14 protein-coding genes are annotated in these 19,774 nt (G+C 36.6%); 11 read left to right on the top strand and 3 right to left on the bottom strand.

The genetic code is table 11. The features are described from left to right. Positions 1 to 257: 257 nt before the first annotated feature. Positions 258 to 1,802, top strand: a complete 1,545-nt coding sequence (locus tag AC51AA_RS02045) for a hypothetical protein (RefSeq protein WP_500704084.1) — start codon at positions 258 to 260, stop codon at positions 1,800 to 1,802. Between the two features lie 121 nt (positions 1,803 to 1,923). On the opposite strand, the gene AC51AA_RS02040 is transcribed toward AC51AA_RS02045, so the two are convergent. Together AC51AA_RS02040 and AC51AA_RS02035 are read right to left on the bottom strand one after the other, a co-directional pair. Beyond that, a complete protein-coding gene (locus AC51AA_RS02040; RefSeq protein WP_500704083.1) occupies positions 1,924 to 2,676 on the bottom strand; it encodes a 3-keto-disaccharide hydrolase in 753 nt (250 codons plus the stop codon). 82 nt (positions 2,677 to 2,758) lie between these two features. Next, on the bottom strand, positions 2,759 to 3,988 hold the full coding sequence (locus AC51AA_RS02035; protein ID WP_500704082.1) for an alkaline phosphatase family protein: 1,230 nt from the start codon (positions 3,986 to 3,988) through the stop codon (positions 2,759 to 2,761). A gap of 612 nt (positions 3,989 to 4,600) precedes the next feature. On the opposite strand from AC51AA_RS02035, the gene AC51AA_RS02030 reads away from it, so the two are divergent. The 5 genes from AC51AA_RS02030 to AC51AA_RS02010 all read left to right on the top strand — a co-directional run bounded on the left by AC51AA_RS02030 (position 4,601) and on the right by AC51AA_RS02010 (position 11,841). Further along, positions 4,601 to 4,963: a hypothetical protein gene (locus AC51AA_RS02030; RefSeq protein ID WP_500704081.1), complete on the top strand. Its 363-nt coding sequence runs from the start codon at positions 4,601 to 4,603 to the stop codon at positions 4,961 to 4,963. A 221-nt stretch (positions 4,964 to 5,184) separates the two neighbouring features. Further along, positions 5,185 to 6,291 carry an efflux RND transporter periplasmic adaptor subunit gene (locus AC51AA_RS02025; protein WP_500704080.1) on the top strand — a complete coding sequence of 369 codons (1,107 nt, stop codon included), beginning with the start codon at positions 5,185 to 5,187 and terminating at the stop codon, positions 6,289 to 6,291. 37 nt (positions 6,292 to 6,328) lie between these two features. Continuing rightward, a complete protein-coding gene (locus tag AC51AA_RS02020) occupies positions 6,329 to 9,442 on the top strand; it encodes an efflux RND transporter permease subunit (RefSeq protein ID WP_500704079.1) in 3,114 nt (1,037 codons plus the stop codon). Positions 9,443 to 9,451: 9 nt separating this feature from the next. Further along, positions 9,452 to 10,960, top strand: a complete 1,509-nt coding sequence (locus AC51AA_RS02015; RefSeq protein ID WP_500704078.1) for an efflux transporter outer membrane subunit — start codon at positions 9,452 to 9,454, stop codon at positions 10,958 to 10,960. 284 nt (positions 10,961 to 11,244) lie between these two features. Then, on the top strand, positions 11,245 to 11,841 hold the full coding sequence (locus AC51AA_RS02010) for a hypothetical protein (RefSeq protein WP_500704077.1): 597 nt from the start codon (positions 11,245 to 11,247) through the stop codon (positions 11,839 to 11,841). A 125-nt stretch (positions 11,842 to 11,966) separates the two neighbouring features. Here AC51AA_RS02010 and AC51AA_RS02005 read toward each other — a convergent pair whose 3' ends face one another. Further along, positions 11,967 to 12,752 (bottom strand): polysaccharide deacetylase family protein, encoded by a 786-nt coding sequence (locus tag AC51AA_RS02005; protein WP_500704076.1) that lies wholly within the window; start codon positions 12,750 to 12,752, stop codon positions 11,967 to 11,969. A gap of 257 nt (positions 12,753 to 13,009) precedes the next feature. Here AC51AA_RS02005 and AC51AA_RS02000 point away from each other — a divergent pair, with 257 nt between their 5' ends. From AC51AA_RS02000 to AC51AA_RS01980, 5 genes are all read left to right on the top strand, one after another. Next, positions 13,010 to 13,426, top strand: a complete 417-nt coding sequence (locus AC51AA_RS02000) for a hypothetical protein (protein ID WP_500704075.1) — start codon at positions 13,010 to 13,012, stop codon at positions 13,424 to 13,426. Between the two features lie 36 nt (positions 13,427 to 13,462). Continuing rightward, positions 13,463 to 14,467: a TQO small subunit DoxD gene (locus AC51AA_RS01995; RefSeq protein ID WP_500704074.1), complete on the top strand. Its 1,005-nt coding sequence runs from the start codon at positions 13,463 to 13,465 to the stop codon at positions 14,465 to 14,467. 308 nt (positions 14,468 to 14,775) lie between these two features. Continuing rightward, complete coding sequence (locus AC51AA_RS01990) at positions 14,776 to 15,333, top strand: GNAT family N-acetyltransferase (protein WP_500704073.1); 558 nt, start codon at positions 14,776 to 14,778, stop codon at positions 15,331 to 15,333. A gap of 157 nt (positions 15,334 to 15,490) precedes the next feature. Then, on the top strand, positions 15,491 to 17,056 hold the full coding sequence (locus AC51AA_RS01985) for a histidine kinase (RefSeq protein WP_500704072.1): 1,566 nt from the start codon (positions 15,491 to 15,493) through the stop codon (positions 17,054 to 17,056). Between the two features lie 104 nt (positions 17,057 to 17,160). Beyond that, positions 17,161 to 19,764, top strand: a complete 2,604-nt coding sequence (locus tag AC51AA_RS01980; RefSeq protein ID WP_500704071.1) for a zinc-dependent metalloprotease — start codon at positions 17,161 to 17,163, stop codon at positions 19,762 to 19,764. The last annotated feature ends 10 nt before the right edge of the window (positions 19,765 to 19,774 follow it).

Here is a 19,774-nt window from a genome sequence, read left to right as displayed (position 1 = left end):
ATTTTATAACCCCATTATAAAATTTTACTCTTTTATCAATCTTTCAGTCGATACAGGTACAAATTTCTGAGACTAACGTATAGACTCCTTCAATTTTAAAAGTAAAAAAAACTTTTTTCATGGATGCGAACCCTACGGTTTCATCCCTCAAAAGACTTTAATCATTGGCTTACAATGAATTAAACTCTTGTTTCCGATTAAAAAAAAACAATGCCTTTACATAATTTTAATTAACCTTAAAAAGAAAACTAGTATAAATGAAAGACAATCAGACAACAAAATATTATTGGGGAATAGGATTAGAAAATGAAACTTACATGCAATTTGAAGAATCCCTAATAGTTTCTGGTGAATTTATACAAGAACAAATTGGTTTTGAGAAATACAGTATTGATTATAGAAAATGTTACAAACCAGATAGTTTAGCCCCAGTGCTCGAAAAAGCATTTGATTTGGCTAAAAACTATAAAGTAAGTCGAATGATCAACAGTCACTCGCTGGAAAAGCTGGATATCAATTACCAGCACAAAACATTATCGGTAGAAAAACCATTAGTTGAGGACGCGGCAATTATTGAGCAGGCTCCAGAGCCAATCGAAAACCCTCAATACCTAGGAAAGTCCATCATGGAACATTTCCTTGAGCAGCAACCCTACAACATTCAAAGCATGATTACCCAAAGAAACAAAACGATGGGGGCTGTTCATTTTGATGGTGATGCTATCGAATTTGTAACCAAATACTTTGAAAATCGAACCGTTATTGATTCTTGTAAAGAATTAAAAGCCACCAAAAAATTATTCCTTGATAAAATCAATGAATCCTCCGTACTAAGTGGAAAATTAAGTTTCCCTGAGTACAACAATGGACTTAATATGTTCATGACCAATCAAGAAAACCTAGTTTTATTTAACAATGGAACCTACCATTTTCATATTACCTTACCCACTCTAACACAAGATAGCAGGATTGTAGATTATGATGCTTTTGAAAAGACACATGCCAATGCCATTTATTTATTGCAATGGTTTGAGCCGTTTTTCATCGCTACTTTGGGCAGTCCAGACATTATGGGCGTTATAAGTGACACCTACAGTTTAGATAAAAAATTCACTTTGGGTTCGATGAGAAATGCCATGTCTCGCTATATAGGCGTAGGTACTTATAATAAAGCCATGCCAAAAGGTAAAATCTTAACCTATAATGTGGATGATTTTAGAAAACTACTGAAATTTGATAAAGAGCAAAACATTTGGTGGCGCGATCAGATTGAAGCAGAAATGGAATACGAATTACTTTCTGACGTAGGTCTTGATTTTAATCAAGAAAAAATGTACCAAAGCGGTTTTGAATTCAGAAGTTTTGACGAGTTTCCTGCCGCCTACTTAAACGATGTTCTTTTTGCAATTATTCTCATTTGTGAGCACTCCTTGCATTTACCCGATATACAATGGGGACACGACAGTGTGATTTGGAACAACTTGGTTTTTAAAACTTTAAAATCAGGCTACACCACTACAATCAATGAAGAAGAAAAGAAAGAAGTACTTGATCTCTTACAGCTATTAAATTCATCGGATCCGCAGTACAACACCTTAAAGTCTGAATTTGAAGCTATTGTTATGCTAGACCAATTTTTCTTTAAAATTTTAGCTGTTTTACACGATAAATACAAAGACAACAATATTTGCTTGGATGCCATGTACGGACAAAAAACAACTGCTGCTCCAACTTGGGATAATTTCAATAAATACCAAACAGAGAAACATTTACAACAAATAGGAGCTTTCTCAGAGAATTAAAAGCGACGTTTTATAAAACATTTTGAGCCTAGTATTATCTCCAAAGAGATAACACTAGGCTCAATTCATTTGGGGCATATTCCGCTATTCTCCTAGAATTAGGCCGCCGTCTTATAGTCCTTTATGGTAGTTCTTTAATCATGATGTTTCGATACCAAACCTCCGCATTATGATCCTGAAGAGAAATCTTTCCCATTTGAAAACTGCCAAATCCGGGCATGTCTTTAAATTTACTCTTCGCTATTAATTGCTTCCAATTCTCATCCCACACTGAAGTAGAAATTACCTTTTTTCCATTCAAAGTCACCTCTATTTTACCATGATTACTGATGATCTCTAATTCATTCCACTGGTTGGCTCCTTTGGACACATCTTCACTACAGCCCACTAATGCATACAGATCTCCCGCTCGGCATTTGTCAATTTTACCGTCTCCATGGTATTGATTGTCGAGCACTTGACATTCTATCCCTGTTTGCCAAGGATACTCATATTGTTTTTCTTCTTGCACATAAAGCATCACACCACTGTTCCCGCCCTTAGCAACCTTCCATTGCATTTTTAGCGCAAAATCTTTATAAACTTTGTCATATACGATATCCCCTCCATTTGCGGTTTGCCAACCGTCTTTTTGAGAAGCATCCAGATGTAAAGTCCCATCCTCAATTTTCCAAGCAGATCCTAAAGCCGTTTTGTTGTAAGTATGCCATCCTTTGGTCGTTTTACCATCAAACAACAATTGCCAACCTTCCTTTTTTTGTGCTTTACTAAGCACATTGAAATTAGCCGCAACCTCTTTCTTTTGTGCTTGGCCATACATAGCCACAAAAAATAATCCCATAATCATGACCACCGTCTTTTTAATCCTATTCACTTCTTTTCCTTTTAAATTTTAAATCCTTTTTTATAAATCATGCAGTATACGATACCCCTATAGTATAGACAGCAGTAAACTACTATTTAGTAAACAACCAGCGATTTAATGTGTTATAGGGCATTTCTACCACCACTTTATAAAAATCAGATTGAGCAGTGGTGATATCGATTTCTGCATGTCCTGATTTTACATCCACTTCCTGAACATCTTTATACTCATCTGCACCACCTTCTTTAAACTTATTCGTGGTAGCTAGTTTTATTTTTGCCTTTCCAGTGCCCGTTATAGGTGTCCAATTCAAGACTAATTTATTGTCTTTCTTTTTCATGGAAAGATTAATAGCCGATAGCTCTCCCATCATCGGTACACCATCGATTTCAAATTGCTGATCTGGAGTGATGGCCACGTCTAAAAATCGCAAAATGGTTGGTGCAATATCTACAATTCCGGGTTGTTGTTTCTTAAAATAAGGGTTCATCCCCGCATAATTGGTCGCCATCCAGGTATTGCGTTCTCTATTGGTTTGTCCTCCATGATGAAAACCAAAAGTATCACGTCCGTGATCTGTTGTTAAAATGACCATCCATTCTTCGTTATTGTTTTTCTCCCTTTGTTCGATCGTACTATACAATTTTCCGATCTGCGCATCGAGTTGATTCAACGCATTGAAAAACTCTGGGCTATCCCCATGACGATGTCCCATCTCATCTGTATACTCTAGGTAAATCCAAGACAGGTCTGGAGCTGAACTCTTAAAAGTCTCACAGGCCTTTTCGATCACAAAATTATCAATTTTATTATAAAAATGCCCGTCTTTATCATGTGGAAATTGAACCTTATCGTGTTCGTAACCGTCAAAAACGAAATCAGGTTGTAAATTACCAGCCTCTTTTACCGCACTCCCCACTAATTTGGTTCTATTGTCTTCCCAAGTAGAAAAAATGGCTGTTTTTTTGTTTGGATATTGTGCTTTAAAAAAACGATAGACATTCCAATAATTATAATTTGGCGCTGCAATATCATTATCCCATATATTGTGCTTGTTTACCCAGGTTCCCGTTAGCAAACTATTATAACCAACGGCAGAAATAGTTGGTGTTTGAGAATAGCCATTCTTTTCACCCCCTACATAAGCCTCAACCAAAGCTCCTTTTTTTACCATTTTTTTCAAATTGGGCATACTATGCGACTGAATCACATCATAAGGAATACCATCGGCAATGATAAAAACCACTTTTCTGTTTTTTTGAGCAAATGCCCCCACACTAAAAAGAACTACAAACAAAACAACCCACCTTTTACCTTTCATATTTAATTATTTTAAAAGAATTTCATTTTATTAGAAAAGAAAGATAATAATTTATTAGAAACAAATAGCACGAATTTTATTACCCTCAGATTCTGATCTCTTTCACTAAGTCTTAGCTCTTTTCAGAGAATGAACTGCCTCTGACACTTGCAAACTCACAGAAACAGGGCGCAAATTAAACTAATCCGTAAAACTGTAGCCTAGCAAAACATTAAAACATTGTAAATAAATTGACCTGTAATAGGGTGACATTCCATCAAAAAAACAAGGATGAAGTCCTCCCGCAAAACAAAACTCAGTTGCCTTAAGTCTATTTGAATTAGGTCACAAACCCCTATAATAAGAAGGCTTTCTCTTGCTAGAGAGCAAAATACGGCTACTTCTAGATCAGTGCGTTATAACTCTTTCTGGAAACACTAAGAAATCAATCCCACAATAATAATAAACTAAAGCACTGCAAATAAAGCAACTAGTTATTATATTCTTTTCAAGACCAATTATTTAAAGAAATTTTAATAAACATTAACTTCGTAAATTACTATATTTGGCGCCATATCCTATTTTTAACCCTTTATTTAGCTCGTAAAAAGAAAAGAATCTGTCTACCGAACCATGAAACACTTTAAGTTCATCTCTATTATTTTATTATTCTTGCTCTCCTTTCTAGGCAGCTCAGAATTCTATAAATATCCTTCTGAACGAAGTAGTGGTCAGGCACAAGAGCTTTTTCTAGCTTTAGAAATACCTCAAATAGAATCGTATACGCTCTCGATGTCTGGTGATCTAGACATTCATTTTGTATCGAAAAACAATCTCAAAAATCGTACTGCAGGTTCCATTAGTTCTATACTAAAGAGTCTTTACTGCATTGAACTGGTTCCTTTCAAGATCTTAAAAAATGGGCTAATCTACGGTATGGCTAATCTGTACCAGGTTCAGCTACATTCTCATTTACATTTATACCAACTTTTCTAGATTTTAGTCTCGTTCTTTTTATACCCTAAACCCTTTTGCATGGCCTATATAAGCCTCCTGCAAAAGAGCTTATAGTCTTGTAAAAAAAACTTCTGCAAAACGGCAGCCCTTTCAAGGGGAGCACTGCCGCCTATTCCATTTTCAAAATTTAACGTTTTACCACTCCCTATTCCTGATGTTTAGGGAGCATCTATTTCTATATAATACTTTAAAAATTCATTATGAACATTTACAAAAAGCAATTTCTATTGTATGGTTTATCCATTTTATTTCTTACCTCTTGTGCTGACAAAGCCAAGAAAGACATTAGCGATATCAAAACACTACCGGTGTACAAGATCAGCTTAACTGACACCATCGTATCCAATCGATTTGTTGCCGATGTACACGCCAAAAACAATGTTGAAATTCACGTCCGCATACCAGGATTATTAGACAAAGTTTTTGTTAGTGAGGGTCAAAAAGTAAAAAAAGGACAGCTTCTTTTTAAGATCAGCGATGCCGAACTACAAATACAACTAATCAAAGCCCAAGCCGTATATAAAAGCACGATCGCTGACCTGAGAATTGCGACTGTAGAGCTCGAGCAAGCCCAAACGCTTTTCACTAAAAAAGTAATTGCCAATCAAGAATTGGAATTATCTAAAGCAAAACACGATGCTGCATCGGCTAAAGTTGCTCATGCTGTGGCAGAAAAAAAATCTATCAGTCAGCAAATCGGTTTTACGGCAATAAGAGCACCTTTTGAAGGAACCATAGACCGAATTCCTTTCAAAGAAGGAAGTCTAGTAGAAAATGGTTCTCTACTGACCACCCTTTCCCAGTTAGATGATGTTTATGCTTATTTCTCTATCCCTGAAAATATCTATTTTCAAATGATGACCGACAAAAGCTTTAATACCAATGGAGATATCAAACTAGTATTACCAAACGGTGTGGTGTATGATCGAAAAGGAGAACTAAAAAGTGCTGATGGAGAAATTGACAGAGAGACAGGTTCTATTCAATTTAAAGCTAAGTTTCATAACCCAGATGGTTTTATTAAACATGGAACATCAGGGAAATTAATTATTTCTGAGCCGAGAACCAATGTCATGCTGATCCCTCAAAAGGCTGTATTCTCCATTCAAGACAAGCAATTTGTTTTTGTGGTAAACAAACAAGGTATCGTAAAAATGACCAACATTAGTATTGCCAGCACCCTTGACGATGTGTACATACTGCACAAAGGATTAAAGAAAGATGATGTTATTGTGCAAGAAGGCACACAATCATTAAGAGATGGAGACAAGATCGCTATGAAACAAATTGAAAGCGCGAGTTTGTAATCTTCTAGTTAAGTACCCTTAAAAAAACAAAATTAAAATGATAGAGTTATTTATCAAAAGAAAAATATTGTCATTAATCATTTCGGTTATGATCGTATTGCTGGGACTATTAGCCTTATTCCAGCTGCCCATTACACAATTCCCTGATATTGTTCCACCATCGGTAACCGTAACAGCAAAATATACTGGTGCAAACGCTGAAGTATCCGCCGATGCGGTGGCACTGCCTTTAGAACGAGCCATTAATGGTGTACCGGGAATGACCTATATGTCAACGGTTACCTCAAACGATGGTCTAACTCTTATCCAAGTATTCTTCGAGGTAGGAACGGATCCCGATCTGGCAGCGGTAAACGTCCAGAACAGAGTAACAACTATCCTGGATGAACTTCCCGAAGAGGTTATACGCGCTGGGGTTACCACTGAAAAGGAGGTCAACAGTATGTTGATGTACCTCAATGTAACCAGTACTGATAAAGTTCAAGACGAACAATTTATATTCAATTTCACGGATATCAACATTCTTCAAGAACTAAAACGTATTGATGGTGTAGGACGTGCCGAAATCATGGGGCAAAAAGAGTATTCAATGCGAGTATGGCTTGATCCACAAAAAATGCTTTCGTATAACATCGCCGCCAATGAAGTGATCGCTTCACTACAGAAGCAAAACATTTCTGCCGCTCCAGGTAAAGTGGGTGAAGCCTCAGGACAACTAGACAGTCAACTTCAATATGTAATCAAGTACTCAGGAAAATTCTTCGAACCTAAACAGTATGAAGAAATTCCTTTAAGAGCCAATCAAGATGGTACTATCCTACGATTAAAAGACATTTCTAAAATCGAATTGGGCTCTATGAGCTACGGTATGGTTTCCAAAACAGATGGAAAACCATCGGCTTCTATTATGTTGAAACAACGCCCAGGCTCTAATGCCTCAGAGGTGATTGCCAGCGTCAAAGCAAAAATGGCGGAATTAGAACAAACTTCTTTTCCTCCAGGAATGAATTACAATATTGCTTACGATGTATCTCGTTTCCTAGATGCTTCCATTGATGAAGTAATCAAAACCCTTATAGAAGCCTTTCTTCTTGTGGCTTTTGTTGTGTTCTTATTCCTTCAGGACTGGCGTTCTACCCTTATTCCTGTATTGGCTGTACCAGTAGCCCTGATTGGTTCGTTTACCTTTATGTCCATGATGGGATTCTCGATCAACCTACTTACCTTATTTGCTTTGGTACTATCGATCGGAATTGTCGTCGACAACGCCATTGTGGTGGTGGAAGCCGTGCACGTTAAAATTACCGAAGAGCATATGGAACCGCTACCGGCCACTATAAGCGCCATGAAAGAAATTACAGGCGCTGTAATTGCTATTACTATTGTAATGGCGGCTGTTTTTATACCAGTAGCTTTCCTTAGTGGACCCGTTGGTGTTTTCTATAGACAATTCTCGCTCACCATGGCCATCAGTATTGTTATTTCAGGGATCAATGCTCTTACATTGACTCCGGCTCTATGTGCCATTATGCTTAGAGCGCACGACCCTAATAAAAAGAAAACCTCGCTACTGGATCGTTTCTTTGCAAGATTCAACGCGTGGTTTGACAATATCACCACCAAATACATCCGAGTACTTTCTAAATTTGCAGACCGAAGCTCTATGACCATAGGACTATTGGTTTTATTCTGCCTTCTTACTTGGGGAACCTCGGTATTCTTACCTTCAGGATTTATACCTTCTGAAGATCAGGGAATGGTTTATGTTAGTGTTACCACACCACAAGGTGCTACGGTAGAACGTACCGAAAAAGTACTCGATGAAGTAACCCGTATTGCCAAAGGAATTGAAGGAGTAGACAACGTTACGACTCTTGCTGGTTATAGTATTGTTACTGAAATTGCTGGAGCTTCTTATGGAATGGGTATGATCAACTTGAAAGGTTGGAAAGATCGAGATATTTCTGTCGATGAACTTATCGCCCTATTAAATGAAAAAACCAAGGGTATATCGGATGCACAGATCGAAATCTTCGCTCCACCTACTGTTCCTGGATTTGGAAATACCAGTGGTTTTGAATTGCGTTTACTTGATAAATCAGGAGGTTCGATTACCAACACAGATGAAGTGACTAAAAACTTTATCAAAGAATTAAACGCTTCCCCTGAAATACAAAATTCCTTTACGAGTTTTGACGCCACTTTCCCTCAGTATTTAATCCATATTGATTATGATCTGGCTGCCAAAAAAGGTGTTTCTGTAGACAATGCGATGTCCACCCTACAGACCATGTTGGGATCCTTTTATGCCACCAACTTTATTCGTTTTTCTCAAATGTATAAAGTAATGGTCCAGGCCAGTCCACAATTTAGAAAAAATCCAGAAAGTATTTTGGATATGTATCTTAAAAATGATGCTGGCGAAATGGTGCCTTTTTCAACCTTCGTGAAACTAGAACGTGTTTATGGTCCAGAAGTCTTAACCCGTTACAATATGTACATGTCAGCGATGATCAATGGAGAACCTGCCGATGGCGTTAGCTCGGGAGAAGCCATTGCAGCTGTTGAGAAAATCGCGGCCGAAAAACTCCCTAACAAGTTTGAACTGGAATGGTCGGGTATGACCCGAGAGGAAATCCTCTCTGGAAACCAAACCATTTACATTTTTGCCTTGTGCTTACTGTTTGTGTATTTATTACTTGCAGCCCAATACGAGAGTTTATTACTACCATTCCCTGTACTTTTATCACTCCCAGTTGGTGTTTTTGGTTCTTACCTTGCTCTACTAGCAGTAGGATTAGACAATAACATTTATGCTCAGGTAGCCTTAGTCATGCTGATAGGACTACTGGCCAAAAATGCCATTTTGATTGTGGAATTTGCCATGGCACAAAACAAGGCAGGACAAGACATTACCGAAGCCGCTATTGAAGGTGCTAGACTTCGTTTCAGACCCATTTTAATGACTTCATTTGCTTTTATATCTGGACTTATCCCTCTTTGTATTGCCTCTGGAGCCGGTGCTATTGGTAACCGTTCTATTGGTACTGCTGCTGCTGGAGGAATGTTTATCGGAACTGTTTTTGGACTTCTGATTATACCTGGTCTTTATATCCTGTTCGCGAAAATGGAAAAAGCTATGAAAAAATAAATTTAAATAATGAAAAATTCACTTAATACACCTCTTACCATAAAAAATGTTTTACGCTATGGTAAGAGCATCAAAGCGAAGTCAATTGTAATGATGACTTTTGCTTTAGCTCTATCAAGCTGTTCTGTCCCTAAGGTGGCAGAGCAGCAAAAACCCAAAGCACTTCCGGAGCATTTTGATGCGCAACGCAAAAAAGAAGCAGCATCTCAGGAAGCTTTTATTGCCTTAAGAACAGATACTTATTTTAAAGATCCGCTATTAGAGCAATTACTAGACAAAGCTGTTGCTCAAAATCCTGACTATTTAATCATGCAGGAAAGAATAGCCATTGCCAATTCGCATTTGAAAGTAGCCAAGCTGGCCTTATTGCCTTCTTTTGATATTCTGGCCGATATGACCGGAACGCACTATGGTAAATACACTATGGACGGCGTAGGAAACTTCGATACTAATTTGTCCCAGAACATTAGCGACAAACAAAGAATTGCCACTGATCTTACCCCAAATTTGTTTTTGGCTGGAAAAGTATCTTGGGAAGCGGACCTATGGGGAAAACTGAGCAATCGAAAAAAAGCCGCTCATCAACGTTTTTTTGCTTCACAAGAAGGAATGCGATTATTACAAACCAGACTTCTTAGCGATATTGCCTCGCTTTATTACAAACTAATCGCTTTGGACAACCAAGCGGTTATTTATAAAAGGAATCTCGTGACCCAACAACGCGCTCTTGATATTATTTCTGCCCAAAGATCGGTTGGTAAAGCAACAGAATTGGCGGTACAGCAGTTCAATGCGCAGAACAACAACATTCTGGCAGAGGCTAAACAATTAGACCTAAGCATTGATCAAACAGAAAAAGCCTTATTGAACCTTTTGGGAGAATATGGTGGTACTGTTGAAAGAAGCAAAGCCTTTTTATCTGGACATCTAGAAGTATTAAATCAAAAAATAAGTGTTGACTCCATCATTCATAAAAGACCCGATGTGGCGGAGGCGTATTTTGAATTAGCAGCAAGCCAGGCAGATGCCAAGGCTGCTCGTGCTGCTTTTTTCCCCACTTTAAATCTGGGCGCTTATGCTGGACTGAACTCCTTTTCGTTCTCCACCTTTTTTAACAGCGAATCCATTGCCTGGCAACTCCTTGGTGGTCTTTCAGCTCCTATATTTAACAAGGGCCAAATCAAACATGAGTTTTTTGTCAGCAACAAAAAACAACAGATTAGCTTTTTGCAATATCAGAACACCATCACTACGGCGTACAATGAATTAAGTGCCTTATTACACCGAACGGAAGCTTTTCAGGATGTTTTGGCCTATAAATCAAAAGAGATCGAACACCTTGAAATAGCAGTAAACGTTTCCAATGATCTGTATTTGAGTGGTTATGCTAATTACCTTGAAATCATTAGCGCACAAAAAGATAAACTTCAGGCTGAACTAGACTTTGTGGACATCCAACTAAAGAATGCGGACTCACAAGTTTTGTTATACAAAGCTTTGGGAGGAGCAATCAACTAAACCGTAGCAAAAACACAACTAAACGTTTTTCTATAAGGACCCTTTTTGGGGTGCCAAACTACAACTCTAAAGAGGGAGTCTCCATAAGTGGAGGCTTCCTCTTTTTTTTTAGTCACCCGATATAGTGAAAATTTATCGGATCCTAAGACGACCGGAAATTAAAACACCCTAAATTTAGCCTACTTTTTTTTGATAATTAATGCAATATTTTTCACAATTAAATGTTTTACTACATAAGGGTTACGCTACTTAAAGCTGAACTAGTATATTAATATTGAATTACTATGAAAAGGATATTGTTTGTAATGATTATGATGGCATTAGCACTACAAGGGCATGCACAGAACGAACTTAATAATAAAAGAAAAGCTATTCCGGCTAAACGCTCCAAGGTTAAAGAAGTTATCCCCCCTTTAGTTCTCTCACCAAAAATAAACCCACCTGCTCCTATCAAAGAAGCAGACCCTTTGCAAGTCAATCCTGAGGAATTGTTCAAGGACAGTAAGTTATATAAAAAAGAGTCAAATGCTGAAGGTATCTTTTATAGACGCAACCAATTTTTAGGAAGTTTTAAAACGCAATCCTTTACCTCTACGATCCGTTATCGAGATGCGGCTTATGTAGACGGTGATAGAATCAAAGTATATTTGAATGATCAGGTCATTGAACCTGAAGTGAGTTTGGATGGCGATTTTAAAGGTTTTAAAATAAAATTAGTACCTGGTGTAAATAAAATTGACTTTGAAGCACTTAACGAGGGTTTTGCTTCACCTAATACTGCCGAATTTCAGGTGTATGATGAGAAAGGAGTGGTTATTGAGTCTAGTCAATGGAATGTGGGTACCGGTTATAAAGCAACCATTGTGCTGATTAAGGAATAATACTCGTTTAAGTAAGAACAACATCCTTGAAACACTAAAAACCAATACTCTTTTACGTTTTTTACCAAAGGGATCTTTATCAGCAGACAACAAATCCCCCTTTTCATAGCCGTTGTTGTTCTTACTTACTGGCGAGCCAGTACTTTGCTCTGTTTCTTTTCACTGAGTAAATCATCCAAATCCGATTGTCTATAAAACTTAAGATCGTTAAGTTTCATGTATTTGCAAATAAACGCTAAGGTCTCAATTTTAGTTTGATAATTTTGTGTCACATTTTTTACGGGTTTGTGGCCACATAAGAGCAGAATTTTATTGTTCTTTTTAGCATAGTCCAATAATTCCAAAAGATAGGGAATACTAAAATGGAGGTGACTATTATCAATATCAAAAGCAAATACAATCTTTGAATTCTTAAAAAAGCTGTCTTGTTTCTCTGGTACTTCACCACCAAAGGCTCTTCCCCTAATCACTTTAAATTTACTCGATAGGACCTTATCCAGTGCATCGGTCCTTTCCCCATAAGGGTAAGCAAATGAGCTTACTTTAAAGCCCTTTTCTTTCATGGAAGCCATCATGGGCTCAATTTCTTGTTTCATATAGGCATCGATCCCAAATTGATTCACAAACTTAAAGGCATTGTAATGATGGTACCCATGACCTGCAATTTCGTGTCCTTCTTTTTGCATTTGAAGGAGTTTTTGAATTTGTGGAGCCCCTATGGAATCAATTTTGCACACATTAAAAGTAGCCTTCCATCCATACTTTTTCAACGCCAGATCTGCTTCATACCACTGGTCTACATAAGCGTCATCAAAAGATAAAATCACGCCTGCCTGATAAGGTTTCTCTACTGGTTTTGGTGGTTTCTTTTCACACGAAAACAAAGTCAAGCTTAACGATAATACGAGCATTTTTAGATACAATTGCTTCATAAATTACTTTCTTTAGCTGGGTCCAATTTTAAAAACTTCTTTGTAGCATGCTGTCCCTTTTTTGTGGCCACCTTTTTTCAAACGGACTTATGACTTCTTTTTTACACTATGAATCCTTTATTTAGGAAAATTAAGAGCTTCTTATCTCCTCCACAACTACTGCCTTCTAAAAACGTTTACTGTTAATCTTCTATAAAAATAGTACAAAAAATTATTTTTAGTCTTATTTTTATGGCATGAAATTAAAAGGCACTACTATTTTCCTAGGCTATCTCAAACAACTTTTGTTGGTGGTGGGTTTGGTATATGCTTTTTCTAATTGTCAGGTTAAAAAATCAATTTTACATTTTGTCTCTGTTGAAATTGTAGAAGTTTCTCAAAAGAGCCAAAGCCCGTTACCTACTCAAGAGTCATGTAGCCATAGCGTACTAAAGAAAAACACTCTGACTAAAAAAGCTTTTACAGCACCTCAAGCACCTATACTCCCTCCAGTTCAATCGTCCTTTTATCAAGTGGTAGAAAATATCGTTTTTCCAAAAGAACGTATCGATCCTATTTTGCACTTCAATAAAAAATCCATTACCTACCCTGCCCTGTTTATCGTATTTAAAAATTTGAAAATTGCTCCACCTATCACTTCGATTTGGGTTTAAAACAATTTCTATTATTTTTAAAATACATACAACAATATGCAACATCAAAAAACTTTTGACGCAGCTTCTATTACCACTTTAGCACTGCGTTTGGTCGTGGGCTGGACCTATTTCTCTGCCTTTTGGAGGCGACTTATCTTAGAAAACAAATTAATTCCGGAAGAAGCTGGTTATATAGGCGAAAAGTTTAATCATTTTCTACCGAATTCTCTAGGTTTAAAACCCGTTATCGAATATCTGGTTACACATCCTGATGCCTTATGGATTAACATGGTAGCTTTTACCATCATTGAAGGGATTGTAGGCTTAGCCATGATTCTAGGTCTTTTTACGCGACTAATGAGTATTGGAATTTTCTTATTGGCCTTAGGTATTCTATTGGCTTCTGGCTGGATTGGCACTACTTGTTTAGACGAATGGCAAATCGGTATTTTAGGTCTAGCAGCTGGATTTAGTTTATTTCTAACCGGCAGTAGTTATTGGTCTTTAGACGCCTATCTTCTTGAAAAAAAGTACCCTTTTACACAAACAAAATGGTTCCGATTTCTAGGCTCTGGTCCTTTACAATTGAACGCTTATAAAGGTATACTATTGACCATTGTTGTTTTTATTTTTGGTCTTACGCTCTACACCAACCAATATTTTCATGGAGGTGTTTTTGGAACATTACATAATAAATCTGTAAAACCTAAGCTTGAAATCAGCCAATTAAAAGTAGATCAAAAAGAGTTGAGCTTTCAAGTGTATCGCGTAGAGGGTGCCGATGTTTATGGATCGTTTTTGATTGGCATTAGCCTTCAAGACGCTACCGGAAAAAAACTACTCGACTATCAGGGAAGTGATTTAGCCAAACTCCCTCTTAGCTTTATCCACAATAATTATGTGGCCAAAGTAAAACCTGGAGCGCATAGTTTGATTATTCCCCTTGGGGCAAAAGCCACCATTCAAATTCCCCTAGATACTTTACCTAAGACTCAAAAAGGGTCCTATACGCTTACCTTAACCGATATCAGCGGTTTGAGCTGGACTGCTCAGTTATAACAGAAGTTCACCGTCTCTCAATATAAATGGGAGACGGTTTTTTTTTAAACTTAGTCACGTCCATTGTACTTCTATACTATTTTTAACAAGCATTAATTTAAAGCCAAGTATAGTTAATGCAGGCTATATTTAATAAATTTGCAGCAAGTAAAACAGCCTTATGATACCCAACATGGCTAAAAAAGGTTTTTAATGGTCGTAGTCTGCTGTCTAGGATTCCAATAATTTTAACGTCAACAAACAAAAACATTCTCACATCAGATAAAAATAAAATTTCGGTTGATTTAACCCTTCTAAAAATTCCTATTATGACCATTAGAAAAGCTACCCTTGAGGATTCTCCATCTATTGCAACCTATTTACTTTTAGCAATGGAAGAAATTGTTTATCAATTCATTTGTGAAGAAAATTATACCAAAGCCCAAGCGTTTCTATTGCACTTTGTAGCAAGAGAAAACAATCAATATTCCTATCAAAATTGTTTTGTTGTGGAACAAGACAACGAAATTGTAGCAGCAGTTAATGTCTATGATGGAGCCCAACTAGGCACCTTAAGAGCCCCTGTCATTGATTATGTAAGAACACATTTCAATAAAGACTTTAATCCCGAAGATGAAACACAGCCGGGAGAATATTATATTGACACCTTAGGTGTTGATCCTAAATGCCAAGGGAAAGGTATAGGCTCCGCATTATTGCAGTTTCTCATCGAGCATTACGTCCATCAAAAGAAGCAGCCTATCGGTTTACTAGTAGAGGAATCAAAACCAGCAGCTAAAAAACTATACCTAAAATTAGGATTCAAAGCTATTGGAGAAAAAACTTTAGTGGGTAAAAAAATGGAACACCTCCAAATTACACCTTAATTAACAAGACTTAGTTGATTTATAAAAATAACTGATACACTGATAGATACGATTTATAATACACTAAAAAGCCCCTAAATAAAAAAGGTATCTTTGCAAAAAAATTAATAGCCCATTGGCCTAAGGTTTTTGCCTTCTTTATTTTTAAAAAACACCCTTGAATTTTACATTAAAACATAGTCTTTCTGGACGTAACTTCTTTATTTTAGGAATTGCTTTTATTATTGTTACCCTATTTTCTATTTACATATTAAGCAACCTAATCACGCAAATCACCGAAAAATCGAATGCTGATGTGGCCCGACGTAACTTGGTTAAAAAGCAAGAAGTCGTTTCCCAAGAGTTTTCACGCTTTTTGGAAACTGAAAAAGAAGTAGCGCGAGTTATTGCCATTAGTACCCCTGAAAACTTAGCCGATAATTTAAAAGTGATCAGTGCCATCCATGATGATCATCAACTCATCAAAAACAACTGGTTCCAGATCAGTGACGGTCAAATAGTGTTCACTAACTTAGTAAACACCCCCAGTCAAAAGGGGAATATACGCGATTTTATCGCCCAGAATAAAGCGACGACAAAAATCAATACGATCATTAAAGACAGTCAAAACTTCTTTTGGCGCCTCTCTTTTACGTATCACACCCAAAATGGGACCCTAGTGCGCTATGGTTATGATGTAGATTTAGTCGCCCTACAATTGTATTTTTCAACCGTTGATCAAAAAGCAACCAACTACGCTTTTGTCTTTGACAAAAAAGGTACAATTCTTTATCATCCCGAAGCAAAATTTTTAAAGCAGAATGCTTTCAAAATGGCTCATCTAGCTGCTCAAGACACCCTAACGGCTTCAGCTCCAGAAAACTTTACAAAAAAAATAACGCTATCTGAATATTTAGGTGTCGACATTGTTCGCTATACCACACCCCTGCAGGTTAAAGACACTAACTGGTATATAGCGGTTAATTTACCTGAAAAAATTTCCAACGAAGATGTCTATGCCATAAAAAAATATGCCTCCTTCATTTATTTGATTACCACGATTATTCTGCTTGTCTTCTTCTACCTATTTACCCTTTTTAAGCGTAAAAGTTTCCTAGAAAAAGAAGCTTTATCCAAAGAACAGAACAAACTACGGCTGGAGAATGAAAAAATAAAGAAAGAAAAAGCCTTGATGCAACTCCAACAATTAAAAGAGCAGATCAATCCACATTTTCTATTTAATTCCTTGAATTCGCTGTATATGTTAATTGATAGCAATACCGCTTTAGCGCGAAAATTCACTTTGAATCTATCTAAAATCTATCGGTATTTAATTCATCCACCCGAACAAAATATTGTACCCTTAAAAGAAGAACTTCTTTTTATAGAAAAATACATTTTTCTACAACAAACCCGATTTAAAGACGAATTTGATTTTACTATTGAAATAGAAGACGATAGTGTCTTGACCAAAAAAGTACCCTACTTATCTTTCCAGATTGCAATAGAAAATGCCATCAAGCACAATATTGCTTCTGATGAAACTCCATTAAAAATAAATGTGATCATTGATCAAAACAAGGTGGTGATTACCAATAATCTAAATGAAAAACAAAACTTCGACAAGCCGTCTAAGTTCGGTCATAAGTACCTACAAAGTATTTATAGCTACTATTCAAAAGCTGATTTTGAGACCTATAAAACGGATGATTTTTTTGTCTGTATTTTACCCTTAATTGAATAAAAAAAGCATTCACTCCCAAAAAAAAGCCACTCACTCCATTTTGTTTTTTTTAACGTAATGGATACAATATTTTAGGCGAAAAATTAACCTAAACTTAACTCCAAATGAGGGAAAAGGCATTAATGAAAAATTTGAAAAACACATTTATACTCCTATTATTGATTAATAGTTGTACAATTATTGCGCAGAAAAAAGACAAAAAAAGCAAAGAAACTAAAACGGAACAAGTTAAGGATTCAACAAGCAACAAAAAAGGCAAAAAATATAACGATCTTTTAAAAGACGGTACCGTTAAAAAAGGCCTATTTAACATCATACAAGTTAAAACTGATCTTTATCTTGAAATAAATGATTCTCTTTTTCAAAGAGAATTTCTTGTGGTTAATAAAATTTCAAATGTCCCAATGCAAGTCAATGAGGCCGGACTTAATAAAGGAATGAATTATGAAAACAAAGTCATTACTTTTCATAAAGACCTTGTAGCCAAAAAAGTATGGGTAAAATCTTCAGTTCCTAGTGTTTCCTCTCCAAAAGGAGATGCCATCACCACCTCTGTTCATAATAACTTCTCAGAATCTATTATAGAGGTCTTTGATATCGAAACTAAAAACAATGATTCCACTTCAGTGGTAATCAAAGCCAACAAAATTTTTGACGGAAAACAAAAAAGTTTTAACGATGTTTTGAGCAATATTGGTTTTGGTGGTTCAGTAAAATCAGATCTATCCTATATAGAGTACGCTAAATCGTTCCCAAAAAACATAGTCGTTAAATCACAATTGACTACCTCTATCAGTGAAGGTGGAGGACCTGCTCTATCGGTAACCCTTGGTGTTACTAGTAATATCATATTATTAGATAAAGTGCCAATGCAAGCTCGTTTTTCGGATAATCGTATCGGATATTTTACCGAAAAACACTGGTATTTTAGTGATGACCAACATGCTATGCGTGAAAAGAAATTGATCACTCGTTGGCGATTAGAACCTAAAACCGAAGATATCGAAAGATACCGCAAAGGGGAACTGGTAGAACCAAAAAAACAAATCGTTTATTATATCGATCCCTCAACACCTAAACAATGGCGCTCTTATATTATAGAAGGAGTTCGTGATTGGCAAGTTGCTTTTGAAAAAGCGGGATTTAAAAATGCGGTGATCGCTATAGAACCTACAGAAAAAGATACTGATTTTGATATTGATGACGTACGTTACTCTGTAATTACCTATGTAGCCTCTCCAAAATCGAATGCTATGGGACCTGCAGTTGTAGATCCGAGAAGTGGAGAAATCATTGAATCAGATATTATCTGGTGGCACAATGTAATGACCTCTTTACACAGTTGGATGCGCATCCAAACTGGCGTAATTGATCCTAAAGCAAGAGGTAATAAATTTAGTGATGAACATATGGGTGAAGCCATTCGATTTGTATCTTCTCACGAAGTAGGACACACTTTTGGTTTAAAACACAATATGGGTTCTTCATTTGCTTATGACGTTGAATCGCTTCGTTCTAAAGAATTTACGGCTAAAATGGGTGGAACAGCTCCATCGATCATGGATTACGCTCGTTACAACTACATCGCTCAACCTGAAGATCATGTAGAAGCCATTACACCAAAAATTGGTGAATATGATAAATATGCTATCGAATGGGGATACAGATGGTTTGGGGACCAAAAAGAAGAACACACAGCCTTAAACAGCCTAATTAGCAAACATCAAGATGATCCTATTTATTTCTATGGAGAACAACAAGACGGTGACGGTACTATCGATCCCCGCTCACAATCAGAAGATTTAGGTAACGATGCGATGAAAGCAAGTGAATACGGTCTTAAAAACTTGAAACGTGTTGTCAATAACATTTTAGATTGGACTTACGATAAAGACGAGTCTTATTATGAAACAGGTAAACTGTATATTGGAACGATAGGACAATGGCAACTTTACAACAGACACGTCTTAAATAATATTGGAGGCGTCTATTTGAACACTACTGTTCACGGTGATCATAAAGCAAGTTATACCCCAGTTCCGGCTGACATCCAAAAAAGAGCTGTAGCCTATTTATTGAAAAACAGTATCACTATTCCTCAGTGGTTGTTTTTTAATCCAATATTAGACAAAACGAATCCCTTAAAGGATTCTCCAATGGGACCTTATGAGTATACCCCTTATACCCTAGCTAGAGAATTACAATACGGTATTTTATACAGTATGCTTGGAGATGATCGTTTATTGCGCATTACGGAAAATGAATTATACCAACGCAATCAAGCCAAAGAAACTGTCTTTACGGTAACACAATTATTCAAAACACTACATCAGCACATTTTTGCTCCTACGATCCAAAACAAATCGTTGACAATCATGGAACGTATGACACAAAAAAATTATGTGGATGTGTTGATTGTGTCAACTAACAAGCTTTTTGAAAAAACAGATGGTAAAAGAATTATTGAATTACAAGACAACCTAAACATGCCTCAGTTGTGTAATACACTAGAGGAATCCAAAATGGCACGTAATATCAATCAATCTTCATTGAAGAGGGTTTCAGAAGTTACCTCTGATAAAAAAGGAGAATTAAGACAAGTTTTACAATTGTTGAGAACAAAGAAGAATATTGGTAATCAAGAAACACAAAACCATTATGTTGATTTGATTCAACGCATCGAAAGAGCTTTAAGCAGCACACTATAATACATCATCC

This window comes from Flavobacterium sp. OHVDL-2026-0007 (assembly GCF_059882335.1).
The sequence above is the reverse complement of the archived record's forward strand: the minus strand, read 5'-3'. Positions and strand labels throughout refer to the sequence as shown.